The 14,215-nt window shown below is 62.3% G+C and carries 13 protein-coding genes and 1 riboswitch; of the genes, 2 read left to right on the plus strand and 11 right to left on the minus strand.

Features of this window, described 5'->3' with window-relative positions; translation table 11 throughout:
- Positions 1–63: 63 nt before the first annotated feature.
- From ACIQUG_RS25380 to ACIQUG_RS25405, 6 genes are all read right to left on the minus strand, one after another.
- On the minus strand, positions 64–1,080 hold the full coding sequence (locus ACIQUG_RS25380) for a LacI family DNA-binding transcriptional regulator (RefSeq protein WP_043622652.1): 1,017 nt from the start codon (positions 1,078–1,080) through the stop codon (positions 64–66).
- Between the two features lie 121 nt (positions 1,081–1,201).
- Positions 1,202–2,482, minus strand: coding sequence for a D-tagatose-bisphosphate aldolase, class II, non-catalytic subunit (locus tag ACIQUG_RS25385; RefSeq protein ID WP_402324886.1), 1,281 nt, complete (start codon positions 2,480–2,482; stop codon positions 1,202–1,204).
- Between the two features lie 5 nt (positions 2,483–2,487).
- The gene (locus ACIQUG_RS25390) at positions 2,488–3,429 is read right to left on the minus strand and encodes a sugar kinase (protein WP_402324887.1); all 942 of its coding nucleotides are present in this window, start codon (positions 3,427–3,429) and stop codon (positions 2,488–2,490) included.
- A 22-nt stretch (positions 3,430–3,451) separates the two neighbouring features.
- Positions 3,452–4,414 carry an ABC transporter permease gene (locus ACIQUG_RS25395; RefSeq protein WP_402324888.1) on the minus strand — a complete coding sequence of 321 codons (963 nt, stop codon included), beginning with the start codon at positions 4,412–4,414 and terminating at the stop codon, positions 3,452–3,454.
- On the minus strand, positions 4,411–5,922 hold the full coding sequence (locus tag ACIQUG_RS25400) for a sugar ABC transporter ATP-binding protein (protein ID WP_402324890.1): 1,512 nt from the start codon (positions 5,920–5,922) through the stop codon (positions 4,411–4,413). The genes ACIQUG_RS25395 and ACIQUG_RS25400 overlap by 4 nt, the downstream gene beginning before the upstream one ends.
- Positions 5,923–6,032: 110 nt before the next feature.
- Complete coding sequence (locus tag ACIQUG_RS25405; protein WP_192450180.1) at positions 6,033–6,923, minus strand: substrate-binding domain-containing protein; 891 nt, start codon at positions 6,921–6,923, stop codon at positions 6,033–6,035.
- A gap of 258 nt (positions 6,924–7,181) precedes the next feature.
- On the opposite strand from ACIQUG_RS25405, the gene ACIQUG_RS25410 reads away from it, so the two are divergent.
- Positions 7,182–7,466: an acylphosphatase gene (locus ACIQUG_RS25410; RefSeq protein WP_402324892.1), complete on the plus strand. Its 285-nt coding sequence runs from the start codon at positions 7,182–7,184 to the stop codon at positions 7,464–7,466.
- 30 nt (positions 7,467–7,496) lie between these two features.
- Here the strand turns inward: ACIQUG_RS25410 and ACIQUG_RS25415 are convergent, their stop codons facing one another.
- Positions 7,497–8,165 carry a TetR/AcrR family transcriptional regulator C-terminal domain-containing protein gene (locus ACIQUG_RS25415; protein WP_402324893.1) on the minus strand — a complete coding sequence of 223 codons (669 nt, stop codon included), beginning with the start codon at positions 8,163–8,165 and terminating at the stop codon, positions 7,497–7,499.
- Positions 8,166–8,354: 189 nt separating this feature from the next.
- Between ACIQUG_RS25415 and ACIQUG_RS25420 the strand changes: the two genes are divergently transcribed.
- The gene (locus ACIQUG_RS25420) at positions 8,355–9,551 is read left to right on the plus strand and encodes a multidrug effflux MFS transporter (RefSeq protein WP_402324895.1); all 1,197 of its coding nucleotides are present in this window, start codon (positions 8,355–8,357) and stop codon (positions 9,549–9,551) included.
- Between the two features lie 83 nt (positions 9,552–9,634).
- Here the strand turns inward: ACIQUG_RS25420 and nrdF are convergent, their stop codons facing one another.
- The 4 genes from nrdF to nrdH form a co-directional block, all read right to left on the minus strand.
- Positions 9,635–10,609 (minus strand): class 1b ribonucleoside-diphosphate reductase subunit beta, encoded by a 975-nt coding sequence (gene nrdF, locus ACIQUG_RS25425; protein WP_402324896.1) that lies wholly within the window; start codon positions 10,607–10,609, stop codon positions 9,635–9,637.
- A 109-nt stretch (positions 10,610–10,718) separates the two neighbouring features.
- Positions 10,719–12,872 (minus strand): class 1b ribonucleoside-diphosphate reductase subunit alpha, encoded by a 2,154-nt coding sequence (nrdE, locus tag ACIQUG_RS25430; RefSeq protein WP_402324898.1) that lies wholly within the window; start codon positions 12,870–12,872, stop codon positions 10,719–10,721.
- Positions 12,842–13,258, minus strand: a complete 417-nt coding sequence (gene nrdI / locus ACIQUG_RS25435) for a class Ib ribonucleoside-diphosphate reductase assembly flavoprotein NrdI (protein WP_402324899.1) — start codon at positions 13,256–13,258, stop codon at positions 12,842–12,844. The genes nrdE and nrdI overlap by 31 nt, the downstream gene beginning before the upstream one ends.
- 12 nt (positions 13,259–13,270) lie before the next feature.
- Positions 13,271–13,492: a glutaredoxin-like protein NrdH gene (gene nrdH, locus ACIQUG_RS25440; RefSeq protein WP_402324900.1), complete on the minus strand. Its 222-nt coding sequence runs from the start codon at positions 13,490–13,492 to the stop codon at positions 13,271–13,273.
- 388 nt (positions 13,493–13,880) lie between these two features.
- Positions 13,881–14,108: riboswitch (cobalamin riboswitch) on the minus strand.
- Positions 14,109–14,215: the final 107 nt, after the last annotated feature.

The following is a 14,215-nucleotide window of genomic DNA, read 5'->3' on the forward strand; positions in this document are numbered from 1 at the left end:
TGGCGTCTGCCTGGACGGCTTTTCCGAAGGGTCGCAGTCCGGGAAATTGCTGGTCGACGTCTGCTAGGCGGAACCGCGCAGCATGATCTCGGCGCTCAGGAGAATGCGCTCGTCCTCGGGGAAGGCGCCGCCGTCGTCGGTGGTTTCCCCGAGCTTGAACAGAAGCAGTTCGATCGCCAACCGACCGATCTCGTTGTAGTTCTGCGCCACGGTCGTCAGCGGCGGGCAGGTATAGCGCGACAGCGGATGGTCGTCGTGGCCGGCGACACGCAGATCCGCGTCGGCATCGCGCCCGACCTTGAGGCCCGACTGGAAGGCGGCGGCGATCACGCCGAAGGCGACGCGGTCGTTGGCGCAGAGTACTGTCTTTGTCGGAAAGCCGCCGGCGCCGAGGATGCGCAGCGTCTCGTCGAAGCCGAATTTTTCAAAATCCCAGGCGGCGTTTGGTGTGGTTTCGACCAGCGCCGGCTCCATCTTCAGCTGCTGCATCGCTTCCAGATAGGCGTCACGCCTTGCGATCGCGTTGTTGTTGACCGGTGGCATGCCGAAGTAGCAGGGCGGACTGCCGGAACGGCAGAGATAGTCGACCATCAGCCGGAAGCTCTGGCGGTTGTCGGTGCCGACGAAGGAGGAGCTGTCGTCGAGCGGCGAGTCCACGTAGATCAGCGGAATGCTGGCGCCGAGCGTTGTCAGCGTCTTGTGGTGCGATTGCACGCCGAGCGGGGCGATGATGGCGCCGGCGACGTTCATCGACTTGAAAGTCTCGATCGCCCGTTCCTCCATCTCCGGCCGCCCGTCGGAGGAGAGCACGAAGGCGAGGAAACCCGCCTGGTTGGCGATGTGCTCGATCCGGCGCGTTAGCGCCATGTAGAACGGGTCGGTCGAGTTCGGAACGATGACGCCAAGGATGTTGGTGCGGCGGCGGTTGAGGTTGACGGCGAAGATGTTCGGGCGAAAACCCGACTGCTTGATCGCCGCCTCGATGGCATCGCGGGTCTTCTTGCGGACCGAGCCTGGATCATTGAAGTATTTGGAGACCGTCGGGCGCGACAGGCCGACGAACTCCGAAAAATCCTCCATGGTCTTGATCTGTCTGTCCACGGTCGCTGTGCCCCATATTGTTTTGATTTCGTTTATAGGTTCATTTCGAGGGGATAGGCAGTACCGGCTCGCAAATATTCACCGAACATCCGACCTGCCGCTAAGCGCGGCAGGCCATGAAATAATCCTCGAGAACCCGGTCGACGGCAGCAAGTGCCAGCGGTTTTGCTTGAGCGGCGACTTCGCCGTCGCGGACCCGCCCGTAACTGCCAGGGAGATACTGGCTGATCAGCGTTTCCGGAATGGTGACGCCGTCGAGCAGCGCCAGAAGTTCTTCGACCGCTGCCGCGACCTTCGGATGCGGCCAGTAATAGCGGATGCGGTCGCTATAGGAGAAATGCCGCTGCAGCCGCTGGGCCTCCGCCGAGCCGTGATAATACTTGCCCCAGTTGGCCGGCTCCTCGCGCATCACGTCCTCGGTGACCGCCGCCAGCGTCTGTTTGCGGGCGTCCGGAAAGAGGAAGGCGGCGATCTGGTCGAGGCCGTAAAGCGCCTCGCGCAGCGCGAAGGTCAGGCCGGGGCCGACCTTCAAGATGGCGAAGCCGTCGGAAACAAGATCGCGCAGCGCCTCCGGTGTCTGGTAGTCGGTCGAATGTGCCTCGAAGACGACGCCGTCGAGCTGTTTCAGGCTGGCGCTGAGCTTGGCGGCCTTTGCCCTGTCATAGGCGATGACGTTCTCGTTGCCGAATTCGACGCCCGGCTGGACCACTGCGCCGACGACACGTCCGAAGGCGTCGGCAGCACCGGCTTTCTCGAAGGCTTGACGATGAATGGATACGGTCTCGATCGCCGCCTCGGGAGCGGTGACTTCCAGCGTGCCGAGCTCTTCCAGCGCGCCGCCCGGAACCGGCACTTCGGTGCCGATAATATAGACGGGAGCGGTGTGGCTCTCGCCACGAAGGGCGGCTTCGGCGGCGGCCGCCAGACGCGCGGCGCGCTCCGCAGTCACGGCATCGGGCAGAGCCACCGGCTCGCCGGCGCAACCCATGCTGGTGTCCAGATGCAGCTTGGTGAAGCCGGCCTTCGCATAGGCCTTGATCATCGTCTCGGCCTTGTCCATGGCTTCCGCAGCCGGCAGGTGCTTCCATGGGTTCGGGCCTAGATGGTCGCCGCCGAGGATGATCTTTTCCTTGGGGAAGGCGACGCGATCGGCGATCTCGGCGACGAAGCGGGTGAAGTCGGCGGGCGTCATGCCGGTATAGCCGCCGTCCTGGTTGACCTGGTTGCAGGTCGCCTCGATCAGGAGCGCCGCATCCTCCTTGAGTGCCCGCAGCATGGCGGCTTCGATCACCAGCGGGTGGGCCGAGCAGACGGAGGGAATGCCGCGCGGGCCGGGGCGTCCGGACCAGCGGGCAATGTCGATCAGAAGGTTCTGTTGCATGGCGGTCAGCCCTTTTTCGCGGTGATGAAGGTTTCGAGATCGGCGCGTGTCGAGGCGCCTTCCATCGGGCCGGAAATCATGACGGCGCGCGCGCCCGAAGCATTGGCGAATTCCAGCGCTTCAGCGGGTTTGGCTCCGTTCAGCCAGAAGGTGACGAAGGTCGCGCCAAAGCAGTCGCCGGCGCCGGTCGGGTCGATTTCCTCGACGGCAAAGCCCGGGTGCGAAAGCGTCGTTTCACGATCGAAATAGCTCGCGCCTTCGGCGCCGCGTTTGACGACGACGGCCTTGATGCCGGTGGCGAGCAGTTCTGCAACCGCTTCCGCCTCAGTCTTTGCCTGCGTGAACAGGAAGAGTTCCTGTCCGCTCGGCAGGAAGAGGTCGGTCTTGGCGAGCACCGTCTGCAGCGCCTCGCGCATGCCGGGGCTGTCGAGGATTTCCGGCCGCAGGTTCGGGTCGAAGGAGACCGTGCCGCCAGCCGATTTGACGATCTCGATCGCGGCGATGATGCTCTCGACGACGCTCGGCGCGTAGAGCGACGAGCCCATCACATGCAGGTGGCTGCAGGTTCTGACCAACGCGCGACTTGCCTCGTCGAGCCGGATCGTGCCGCAGGCGCTGTGGCGGATGTTGAAGACGAAGGCGCGGCTGCCGTCGGGACGATAGCGCACGAAGGCGCTGCCGGAGGTGCCGAGCGGATCGACGGCTATGCCCGAGATATCGACGCCATCTGCCTTCAACCGGTCGAGGTTGACGTGGCCGAAATCGTCGTTGCCGACGCGCGAGATCATGGCCGCTGCCTGGCCGAGCTTGCCGACCTGGTCGATGAAGATCGCCGGCGCGCCCGACGGGTAAGGGCCGATCAAAGGGGTCGCCTGGCGAAAGCCGTCGCCCTTCTCGGTGGCGATGATCTCCACGAGGATTTCGCCGATCGTCAGTATCTTGTGCATGGGAATGTTCTCTTCGGAAAGATCAGCGTTTTGCCTGCTTGGCGCGCACGTCGAGCCAGACGGCGATCAGGATCACCAGTCCCTTGACGATGAGCTGGTAGAAGTAGGGGACCGACAGCATGTTCATCCCGTTGTTCATGACGCCGATGATGAGGGCGCCGATCAGCGTGCCGACCATGGTGCCGACGCCGCCGGCAAGCGAGGTGCCGCCAAGCACGGCAGCCGCGATCGCGTCGAGCTCGTAGCTCATGCCGGCATTGGTCTGGGCAGAGAACAGGCGAGAGGACAGAAGCACGCCGCTGATCGCCGCCATCACGCCGGAGATCATGAAGATGGTGATCTTCAGTCGATCCACCTTGATGCCGGAATAGACCGCCGCCTCGCGGTTGCCGCCCGTCAGATAGGCGCGACGGCCGAAGCTCGTCTTGCTCAACAGGATGTGGTTGACGAGGAAGAGCACGGCGACGACCCAGATGATGATGGGCAGGCCAAGGAAGCTTTCGGTGCCAATCGCGGTCCACGTCGGGTTCTCGATCATCGCCGGCGCGCCGTTGGTCGGCAGGCTGACCATGCCGCGGTAGATGCCCATGGTCGCGACGGTGACGATGAAGGAGGGCAAAAGCAGCTTCGCCGTGAGCACGCCGTTCAGCATGCCCATCAGGGCGCCCGCGAGAAGCGTGACGACCAGCGCCGGCGCGAAGCCGAGGCCGAAGGCGAAACATTGCGCGCCGACCATGCCGGCGACCGCAATGATCGAGCCGACCGAAAGGTCGATCTCACCGAGCAGGATCACCCAGGTCATGCCGAAGGCGGCGATCGCCACCACGGCCACCTGCTGCAGGATGTTCATGAAGTTGACGACCGACATGAAGCGCGGGTTGAGGAAGGAGAAGATGACGCAGAGCATCACCAGCGACAAAAGGATGCCGCCATATTGTTTCAGGGCACGCAGGAAGGCGGCCTGGACTTCGGATTGCTGTGTCATGATTGGAATCCCGTTGCGTGCGCCATGATCGTTTCGGGGTTGAGGTCGGCGCCGGAAAGCGTTGCGCCGATGACGCCTTCGTGCATGACGACGACGCGGTCGCTCATTCCCAGCACTTCCGGCAGCTCGGAGGAGATCAGCAGGATCGCCGTTCCCTCGGCCGCCAGCTGGCGGATGATCTTGTAGATTTCGAACTTGGCGCCGACATCGACGCCGCGGGTCGGCTCGTCGAGGATCAGCACCTTGGGCCTCGTCAGCAGCCACTTGGCGAGCACGATCTTCTGCTGGTTACCGCCGCTCAAGGAGCCGGAGGGCGTATCGAGCGAGTGGGTCTTGATCGCCAGCCGGCCGACTTCCTGGGCTGCCGCCGTGCGTTCGGCGCGGCTGCGGGTGAAGCCGAGCGGGCCGGTGAAATCCGAGAGGGCGGCCATCGAGATGTTCCAGCCGACGCTGTGGCTGAGCACGAGGCCCTCTTCCTTGCGGTTTTCGGTGACGAAGCCGATGCCGCGGGCGATCGCCTCTGCCGGCGAGCGGAAGCGGACCGGTTGCCCCTCGAAGCGCACGGTGCCGGTCGCAGTCTTCATGCCGAAGAGCGCGTTCATCACCTCCGAGCGACCGGAACCGACCAGTCCGAAGAAACCGAGGATTTCGCCGGGCCGGATGTCGAAGGAGATGTCCTCGAATTCGCCGTCGCGGGTCAGGCCATCGACGGCCAGAACCGGCGTGGCCTTCGCCTTCTGCTCGTGCGCCGGCGGCGGATAGATTTCGTCCATGCGGCGGCCGACCATCAGCGCGATCAGCGCCTCGATGGTGACGTCGACACGGTCATGGGTGGAGACATATTCACCGTCGCGGATGACGGTGATGTCGTCGCTCAGCCGCATGATCTCTTCCATGCGGTGCGAGATGTAGATGACGGCGACGCCGCGGCTCTTCAGCCGCGCGATGATGTCGAAGAGGATCTCGGCCTCGCTGTCGCTGAGCGACGACGTCGGCTCGTCGAGAATGACGACCTTGGCCTCGTGGCTGAGGCCCTTGGCGATCTCGACCAGCTGGCGCTGGGCGATCGAGAGATTGCCGACCTTCTCGCTCACATCGATCGGCAAGCCGAGATCGGCGACAATCGCACGGGCTTTGGCGACCAGTTCCTTGTCGTTGATGAAGCCGAAGCGGCGTGGCTCGCGGGTGGCGAGAATGTTCTCGGCCACCGTCAGGTTGCTGCAGAGGCTGAGTTCCTGGAAGACGATGGCAAGCCCGAGGGCGGCGGCATCCTGCGGGTTGCGCGGCTGGTAGGGGCGTCCGTCGAGTGCGATTTCCCCCGAGGTCGCCGCGTGCACGCCGGCAAGGATCTTCATCAGCGTCGATTTGCCGGCGCCGTTTTCGCCGAGCAGCGTGTGCACCCGGCCGCGCCGGACCTTGAGGCGCATGCCCTTCAGTGCCGCGACCTGGCCGAAGGATTTGGTGACGTTGTCGATTTCGAGAATGGTATCGCTGGTCGAACCAAGCATGGCGGCCTCCTTCAGGTCAGCCGAGAGCAGCGCCTCCGGCCAGAGGACGGAAACGGACCCTGATGGGTGCCGCCGCCCCTGAGGTGAGGCGGCGGCTGTCCTGGGAGGACTTATTTCGCGGTGTAGACGCCCGGAACGATCGGCTGTTCGGCCGGGACGGTTTCGCCGGCGGCAACCTTGACGGCGGTGTCGACGGCCTGCTTGCCCATCTGGTCCGGGAACTGCTGGATGACGCCGACCATGACCGGGTTGGTGTCGACGGCGTCGCGGGCTTCCTTCATGCCGTCAAAGCCGATGACCTTGACCTGGGATTCGAGACCAGCAGCCTTGACCGCGACGGCGGCAGCGAGCGCCGCATCGTCGCCGAAGCCGAAGATGCCGGTGATATCGGGATTGGCCTGCAGCATGTTCTGGGCGGCCGCCAGCGCTTCGGCGCGGGTAATGCCGGTCTGGATCGCGACGATCTCCATGTCGGGATGCTTGGCGATCGCTTCCTTGAAGCCGTTGACGCGGTTCACCACCGACTGGACCGTCGGGTAGTCGATGACGGCAACCTTGCCCTTGTTATCGAGGACCTTGGCCATCAGCTCGCCGGCCTTGACGCCGCCGGTGAAATTGTCGGTGCCGATATGCGAGGTCACGGTCGCGCCGTTGGCCGGAACGTCGACCGTGATCACCTTGATGCCGGCCTTTTCGGCCTTCTCGATCGCAGCGCGTACGCCCTGGCTGTCGACAGGCGAGATGACGATGACGTCGACGCCCTTGACGATGAAGTCCTCGACATCGGCGAGCTGCTTGTTCAGATCCTGGTTGGCGATCGAGACCTCGAGCTTGACGTTCTTGGCTTCAGCCTCGGCTTTCATCGCGTCGGCGAGCTCGATGTAGAACGGATGCTGCTGGGTCAGCAGCGATGCGCCGATGCCGTCGGCGAAGGCGGTGGAGGCGAGGAGCGACAGCGCCGTGCCGGCGACGAGCGACTTCAGAATGCGGGACATGTTCATGGTTTCCTCCCTGGAAACGGCGCGGGCCTTCTTGTGTCTCAGCCAAGCTGGCGAGGCCCTCCCATCGCCGTCTTGGTGAGGTCGTAAAAACCATAAAAGTTTTCGCGCGTCAACTTTTAAAAATACACGAACAAAATATTTGAAATGTAGTGTGGAAATTTTTAGGTTGCAGTGGTCGCCTTTCAGTCCGTTTGCGGGTGGCTTGTCTTTCCACCGGGCTGCGCCAGATTGCGTGATAGACGACAAGGGAGACGAGCCATGGCTGAGGTTGATAAGACGGCACTGGTCCGGATTCTCGGGCGGGTGCAAGGCGTTAGCTTCAGGGTCTGGACGCGCGACGAGGCGCGCAAGCTCGGTCTTGTGGGATGGGTTCGAAACGAAGCGGATGGCTCGGTGGCTGCATTGATCAGCGGCCCGGAGGCGGCGGTCACCCTCATGCTAGAGCGCCTGCATGACGGCCCGCCGGGTGCATGGGTTTCGAAGGTCGTTGCCGAATTTGTCGACGCGCCCGAGCACAGCGGTGATTTTCGCATCACCAGATAGGTCGGGATTGGTTTCTGGTACCGGGTGGCGTTAGCCCGCCGAGGCCGCTGCCGGCCGGCCATAGGCGCGCAGGAACGTCTTCACCGCCCTGCGGGCGCTGATCTCCAGGTCTTCTTCGCTCGGCGTTTCGCCGAAGAGCCCGCCCATCTGCAGGTCCGCCTTGATCAGCGCGATGAACTGGCGCGCTGCGAGGTCGAAATCGTCGATGTCGAGCGGTGCGACGTGGGCAAGGCGCGCAAACAGCGCCGCCAGCGCCCGGTCGGTCTTGCCCGGTCCCTGCTCCCGCCAGAACTGGAACAGGTGCGGATAGCGGTTGCCCTCGGTCGAGATCAGCTTCTGGATGAACTTGGCGTCCTGGTTGCAATTGCAGTTCTTGTTGAGGCGCACGGCAAATTTGGCCAGGTCTTCCTCGAGATTGTCGGCGTTTTCGGGAAAGGTCGCGAGGATGGAGAAAAGCACGCCGTTCACGCGATCCATGATGTCCTGGATCACCGCCATGAACAGCGTCTCTTTCTCGCGGTAGTGATTGTAGATGGTCTGGCGCGAGACCCCGGCAACGACCGCGATCTCGTCGATGCTGGCGCCGGAAAAGCCTTCCCGACAGAAAACATCGGCCGCGGCCTCCAGGATCGAGAGGCGTTTCGCGAATTGCCCTTTCTGGGGGCGAGCGTCAGCCGAGGCCAAATCAAATTTCTTCATGGATCGAAGATAGGCCCCATTGACGATTTAGACAATACTGTCTAATTTTACACTTGTGTCCAAATTAATGGACGAAATAGTCAGCGCAGGATGCGGTTCCCCAACGCTCGATCCTGGCACGACGATGTCTTTGAGTTTCAATCCGGGCGGCAGCGGTTCGGCTGGCGCGATTTCTGAAAGTTCATTGCCATGACAACGTCCTTCCTCCGCACGGCGATCGTGCTCGGCCTGATCTCGGCGATCGGCCCCTTTGCAATCGACATGTACCTGCCGGCCCTGCCGTCGATTGGCAAGGATCTGGCGGCCGAAAACGGCGTGGTGCAGCTCAGCCTGCTGGCCTTCTTCATATCCTTTGCCATCTCGCAGCTGATCTATGGGCCGCTCTCGGATATCTGGGGCCGCAAGGCACCGCTCTACCTCGGCATCGGCCTCTTCACCGTCGCCAGCATCGGCTGCGCGCTTTCGACCGACATCGAAACCCTGATCGCCTTCCGCTTCCTGCAGGGCATCGGCGGCGCCGCCGGCATGGTCATTCCGCGCGCCGTGGTGCGCGACATGCACACCGGCGTTCAGGCAGCACGGCTGATGTCGATGCTGATGCTGGTCTTCAGCATCTCGCCGATCCTGGCGCCGCTTGCCGGCAGCATGGTGATCGAGTTCTACGGCTGGCGCGGCGTGTTCTATGCGGTGACGATCGCCGCCTTTATCGGCCTGATCCTGTTGTCGACCCAACTTGAGGAGACCCGGCCGAAAAAGGATCGCGCCGACAGCAGCATTGCAAGCGCGCTTGCCGCCTACCGCCTGCTCCTGTCCGACCGCAACTTCCTGACGCTCACCTTCATCGGCGGGCTTGGGATCTCCGGGTTCCTCGTCTATCTCGCCAACTCACCCTTCGTTCTGATCGACCACTATGGGCTGACGCCGACGCAATATAGCATCGCCTTTTCGATGAACGCCGTGTCGTTCTTCGCGGTGTCGCAGGCGACCGGCTGGCTCGGCGAGCGTTTTGGGCTGGTGCGCGTCATGCATCTTGCCGTCGGCGCCTTCGCGCTCACCATGGTCACTATGTTCATCGTCATGAGCCTCGGCTTCAACCAACTGCCCGTGATGGCTGCCTTCCTGTTCGTCGGCTATGGCGTGCTCGGCCTGGTGATCCCGACCTCGGCGGTGCTGGCACTCGAAGACCACGGCGAGATCGCCGGCACGGCGTCGGCGCTGATGGGTACGCTGCACTTCGTCACCGCTGCCGTCGCCATGGTGGTCGCGACCATCTTCTTCGACGGCACGGCCCTGCCGATGGCCGGCGCGATTGCCGCTTGCGCCCTTGCCGCCTTCCTGCTGACCCAGGCTACGATCGGCCGCAGCCGGGTGGTCGCTGCGGAATAGGGGCTGCTATTGCTGAACCAAAAGGCCGGCGAGGGTGTTCCTCGCCGGCCTTTTGTTTTCAGGTGTGACCGGATGGGCTGTCTTTAAAAATCCCAGTCTTCGTCCTCGGTCGCGACCGCCTTGCCGATGACATAGGAAGAGCCGGAGCCGGAGAAGAAGTCATGGTTCTCGTCGGCATTCGGCGAGAGGGCCGACAGAATGGCGGGATTGACCTTGCACGCTTCCGCCGGGAACAGCGCCTCGTAGCCGAGGTTCATCAGCGCCTTGTTGGCGTTGTAGTGCAGGAACTTCTTCACGTCTTCGGTGAGCCCGACGCCGTCATAGAGTGCCTCGGTGTATTTTGCCTCGTTGTCGTAGAGCTCGAGCAACAGGTCGAAGGCGAAATCCTTGATCTCCTGGCGGCGCTCCTCGCTCAGACGCTCCAAAGCGCGCTGGAACTTGTAGCCGATATAGTAGCCATGCACCGCCTCGTCGCGAATGATCAGGCGGATCATGTCGGCGGTGTTGGTGAGCTTGGCGCGGCTCGACCAGTACATCGGCAGATAGAAGCCGGAATAGAACAGGAAGCTTTCGAGGAAGACGCTCGCGACCTTCTTCTTCAAGGGATCGCCGGAGGCATACTCTGCCATGATCAGCGCCGATTTCTTCTGCAGGAACTCGTTTTCCTCCGACCAGCGATAGGCGTCGTCGACATCCGGCGTCAGGCAGAGCGTCGAGAAGATCGAGGAATAGGAGCGCGCGTGCACCGCCTCCATGAAGGAGATGTTGGAAAGCACCGCCTCCTCGTGCGGCGTGGCGGCATCCTCCATCAGCCTGACGGCGCCGACGCCGTTCTGGATGGTGTCGAGCAAGGTAAGCCCGGTGAAGACGCGGATCGTCAGCGTCTGCTCCTCGGATTTAAGCGTCGCCCAGGAGGGAATGTCGTTGGAGAGCGGCACTTTTTCCGGCAGCCAGAAATTGCCGGTGAGCCGGTTCCAGACCTCCAGGTCCTTGTCGTCCTCGATGCGGTTCCAGTTGATGGCGCGGATGCGGCTTGCGGGTTTGGTGTGCATGTTCATTGGTTAGCCTTTTTTGGGTCGTGTCGGCCCCACATCCGCCTGCCCTCACCCTCTCCCCACGTGCGGGGAGAGGGTGAGGGGCAGCTTGGGCAGTTGCTGGAATGCAAAGTTACAGAGCGCAGGAAACGCAGCCCTGGACCTGCGTGCCCTCCAGCGCCATCTGGCGAAGGCGGATGTAGTAGATGGTCTTGATGCCCTTCTTCCAGGCGTGGATCTGGGCGCGGTTGATGTCGCGGGTCGTCGCCGTGTCGCGGAAGAACAGCGTCAGCGACAGGCCCTGGTCGACGTGCTGGGTGGCCGCCGCATAGGTGTCGATGATCTTTTCCGGGCCGATCTCGTAGGCGTCCTGGTAATATTCGAGATTGTCGTTGGTCATGAAGGCGGCCGGGTAGTAGACGCGGCCGATCTTGCCTTCCTTGCGGATCTCGATCTTGGACACGATCGGGTGGATCGAGGACGTCGAATGGTTGATGTAGGAGATCGAGCCCGTCGGCGGCACGGCCTGAAGGTTCTGGTTGTAGAGACCTCCTTCCATCACTGCCCGTTTCAGTTCCAGCCAGTCTTCCTGGGTCGGGATGGCGATGCCGGCCTCTTCGAACAGCGCCTTCACCTTTTCGGTCGCCGGCAGCCATTCGGCCTCGGTGTATTTGTCGAAATAGTCGCCAGAGGCGTATTTCGAGTTTTCGAAGCCGGCGAAGCTCTTGCCCTTTTCGACCGCCAGCCGGTTCGATGCGCGGATGGCGTGGTAGGTCACCGTGTAGAAATAGATGTTGGTGAAATCGATGCCTTCTTCGGAACCGTAGAAGATGCGCTCGCGCGCGAGATAGCCGTGCAGGTTCATTTGCCCGAGGCCGATCGCGTGGCTGTCGTCGTTGCCCTTTTCGATCGAGGGCACGGACGAGATGTGGCTCATTTCGGAGACGGCTGTCAGCGCACGGATCGAGGTCTCGATGGTCTGGCCGAAATCCGGGCTGTCCATGGCAGCGGCGATGTTCAGCGAGCCGAGGTTGCAGGAGATGTCCTTGCCCATGTGCTTGTAGGAGAGGTCGTCGTTGAATTCGCTCGCCTCGCTCACCTGCAGGATTTCCGAGCAGAGGTTGCTCATGGTGATGCGGCCGGCAATCGGGTTTGCCCGGTTCACCGTGTCCTCGAACATGATGTACGGATAACCGCTCTCGAACTGGATCTCGGCGATGATCTGGAAGAAGTCGCGCGCCTTGATCTTGCGCTTGCGGATGCGGGCATCCTCCACCATCTCGCGATACTTCTCCGTCACCGAGATTTCGGTGAGCGGCACGCCATAGACCTGCTCCACGTCATAGGGCGAGAACAGGTACATGTCCTCGTTGTTGCGGGCGAGCTCGAAGGTGATGTCGGGGATGACGACGCCGAGCGACAGCGTCTTGATGCGGATCTTCTCGTCGGCGTTCTCACGCTTGGTGTCGAGGAAGCGCATGATGTCGGGGTGGTGGGCATGCAGGTAGACAGCACCCGCACCCTGGCGCGCGCCAAGCTGGTTGGCGTAGGAGAACGAGTCTTCCAGCAACTTCATGACCGGGATGACCCCGGAGGATTGGTTCTCGATCTGCTTGATCGGTGCGCCCATCTCGCGGATGTTGGTGAGCGACAGCGCCACGCCGCCGCCGCGCTTGGAAAGCTGCAGCGCCGAATTGATGGCGCGGCCGATGCTTTCCATGTTGTCCTCGATCCTCAGCAGAAAGCAGGAGACGAGCTCGCCACGGCTCTTCTTGCCGGCATTGAGGAAGGTCGGCGTCGCCGGCTGGAAACGGCCGGAAATGATCTCGTCGACGAGGTCGCGGGCAAGCGCCTCGTTGCCGCGCGCCAACGCCATCGCCACCATGCAGACGCGGTCTTCGTAGCGTTCCAGGTAGCGCTTTCCGTCGAAGGTTTTGAGCGTATAGGACGTGTAATATTTGAAGGCGCCGAGGAAGGTCGGGAAACGGAACTTCTTCGAATAGGCGTGGTCGTAGAGATCGCGCACGAAGTTGAACGAATACTGGTCCAGCACTTCCTGCTCGTAGTAGCCCTCGGTCACCAGATAATCGAGCTTTTCCCGCAGGTTATGGAAGAAGACCGTGTTCTGGTTGACGTGCTGCAGGAAGTATTGCTTCGCCGCCTGCCGGTCCTTGTCGAGCTGGATCTTCCCCTCCTCGTCGTAGAGGTTCAGCATCGCGTTCAGCGCGTGGTAATCCAGCGCCGCTTCCGTCGCCTTCAGGGGGCGTTCGAGTGTTGTGACGTCCAAAATCGTTCCATCCCGTTTTTGACATTGGCGACGTCCTCGTCGGTTCCGAGCAGCTCGAACCGGTAGAGGTAGGGCACCCGGCACTTGGCCGAGATCACCTCGCCGGCGATCCCGTAGGTCGCGCCGAAATTGCTGTTGCCCGCTGCGATCACGCCGCGGATGTGAGAGCGGTTGCCCGCGTCGTTCAGGAAGCGGATCACCTGTTTCGGCACGGCACCTCGGCCATCGTCGCCGCAGTAGGTCGGTACGACGAGCACATAGGGCTCCGAAACCGTAAGTGCATCCTTACTTTCCTTGAGCGGTATGCGGGCCGCGCGAAGGCCGAGTTTCTCGACGAAGCGATGGGTGTTTTCCGAGCGGCTGGAAAAATAGACGATCAGCCCCATCGCTTCTCTCCTTCAGGAAAGCGCGCTGATCATGTCCGGGCGGAACCCCGCCCAATGCCGCTCGCCGGCGACGACCACTGGAACCTGCCGGTAGCCGAGATCCTGCACCAGCGCGAAGCCATCGGAATCCTCGGAAATATCGACGATGCGATAGTCGATGCCCTGGCGGTCAAGCGCGCGGGTGGTGGCGGTGCATTGGACGCAGGCGGGTTTGCTGTAGACTGTGATCGACATGGGTTCCTCGTGAGGGTCTGGCAAATGGGCGCAAAAAATCGGCGGGTCGCGCGAACGCGAACCGTGGGCTTGGCGATAGGGCACGAAACATCGCTCCCCGGTCGCCTCGATCGGAGTGGATGTCGGCAAGCTGGCCCAAGGTCGATTAGGCAGCCGGGCCGGCTCGTTCTGGTCGGGCGCTCCGGAATTTCCGCAGATGCGGGCTCTCAGGGCGCGGCCTTTCGATCAGGCGCGCAACAATGCGCACCCGTCCGCAGAAGGTGGATCTGAACTGGAAGAAACTGACATGACTTCACCCCGAAGCTTTCGACAGGCTGCCGGGGAGATGTCGAGACGATCGGGCAGGCTCATCCTGCCACGCACTCAACCCCTCCGGACACCCCGCCCGTGGACGTTTGTTGCTCGAGGCAGGTCTCCTGGCTTACGGGTCAAAGCTTCCATCCCGACCTTCCCGAGGCCTCATGCCTCAGTGGTCCAATTCCGGACAGTTGCTCGCCGTCTACAGTTGCGGGGGCAGCTACGGCATAGCCTGAGCGGAAAACCCGCCGGCGCACCGTATTCCCGTCTTAGCTCCCAATCCTTGCGAATCGGAAGAACCTCGAACACTAGATATAGTAGTTCATCGCAAATCTGCGTCAATAGGTTCTATATGCTGAAGGCGGGGGTGCAGCGGTCTTTTCTTTTTCGGTGTGGATAACGGGGAGTAAATGGCGGCGCGCAATC

Source organism: Ensifer sp. NPDC090286 (assembly GCF_044769565.1).
Taxonomy (GTDB): Bacteria; Pseudomonadota; Alphaproteobacteria; order Rhizobiales; family Rhizobiaceae; genus Ensifer.

What these genes read in the sequence shown, in the direction of transcription:
- ACIQUG_RS25395 (WP_402324888.1), bottom strand. Translation starts at nt 4,414, where the DNA reads ATGACACAGCAATCCGAAGTCCAGGCCGCCTTCCTGCGTGCCCTGAAA.
- ACIQUG_RS25410 (WP_402324892.1), top strand. Translation starts at nt 7,182, where the DNA reads ATGGCTGAGGTTGATAAGACGGCACTGGTCCGGATTCTCGGGCGGGTG.
- ACIQUG_RS25420 (WP_402324895.1), top strand. Translation starts at nt 8,355, where the DNA reads ATGACAACGTCCTTCCTCCGCACGGCGATCGTGCTCGGCCTGATCTCG.
- ACIQUG_RS25400 (WP_402324890.1), bottom strand. Translation starts at nt 5,922, where the DNA reads ATGCTTGGTTCGACCAGCGATACCATTCTCGAAATCGACAACGTCACC.
- ACIQUG_RS25390 (WP_402324887.1), bottom strand. Translation starts at nt 3,429, where the DNA reads ATGCACAAGATACTGACGATCGGCGAAATCCTCGTGGAGATCATCGCC.
- ACIQUG_RS25405 (WP_192450180.1), bottom strand. Translation starts at nt 6,923, where the DNA reads ATGAACATGTCCCGCATTCTGAAGTCGCTCGTCGCCGGCACGGCGCTG.
- ACIQUG_RS25380 (WP_043622652.1), bottom strand. Translation starts at nt 1,080, where the DNA reads ATGGAGGATTTTTCGGAGTTCGTCGGCCTGTCGCGCCCGACGGTCTCC.
- nrdH (WP_402324900.1), bottom strand. Translation starts at nt 13,492, where the DNA reads ATGTCGATCACAGTCTACAGCAAACCCGCCTGCGTCCAATGCACCGCC.
- nrdF (WP_402324896.1), bottom strand. Translation starts at nt 10,609, where the DNA reads ATGAACATGCACACCAAACCCGCAAGCCGCATCCGCGCCATCAACTGG.
- nrdI (WP_402324899.1), bottom strand. Translation starts at nt 13,258, where the DNA reads ATGGGGCTGATCGTCTATTTTTCCAGCCGCTCGGAAAACACCCATCGC.
- ACIQUG_RS25415 (WP_402324893.1), bottom strand. Translation starts at nt 8,165, where the DNA reads ATGAAGAAATTTGATTTGGCCTCGGCTGACGCTCGCCCCCAGAAAGGG.
- ACIQUG_RS25385 (WP_402324886.1), bottom strand. Translation starts at nt 2,482, where the DNA reads ATGCAACAGAACCTTCTGATCGACATTGCCCGCTGGTCCGGACGCCCC.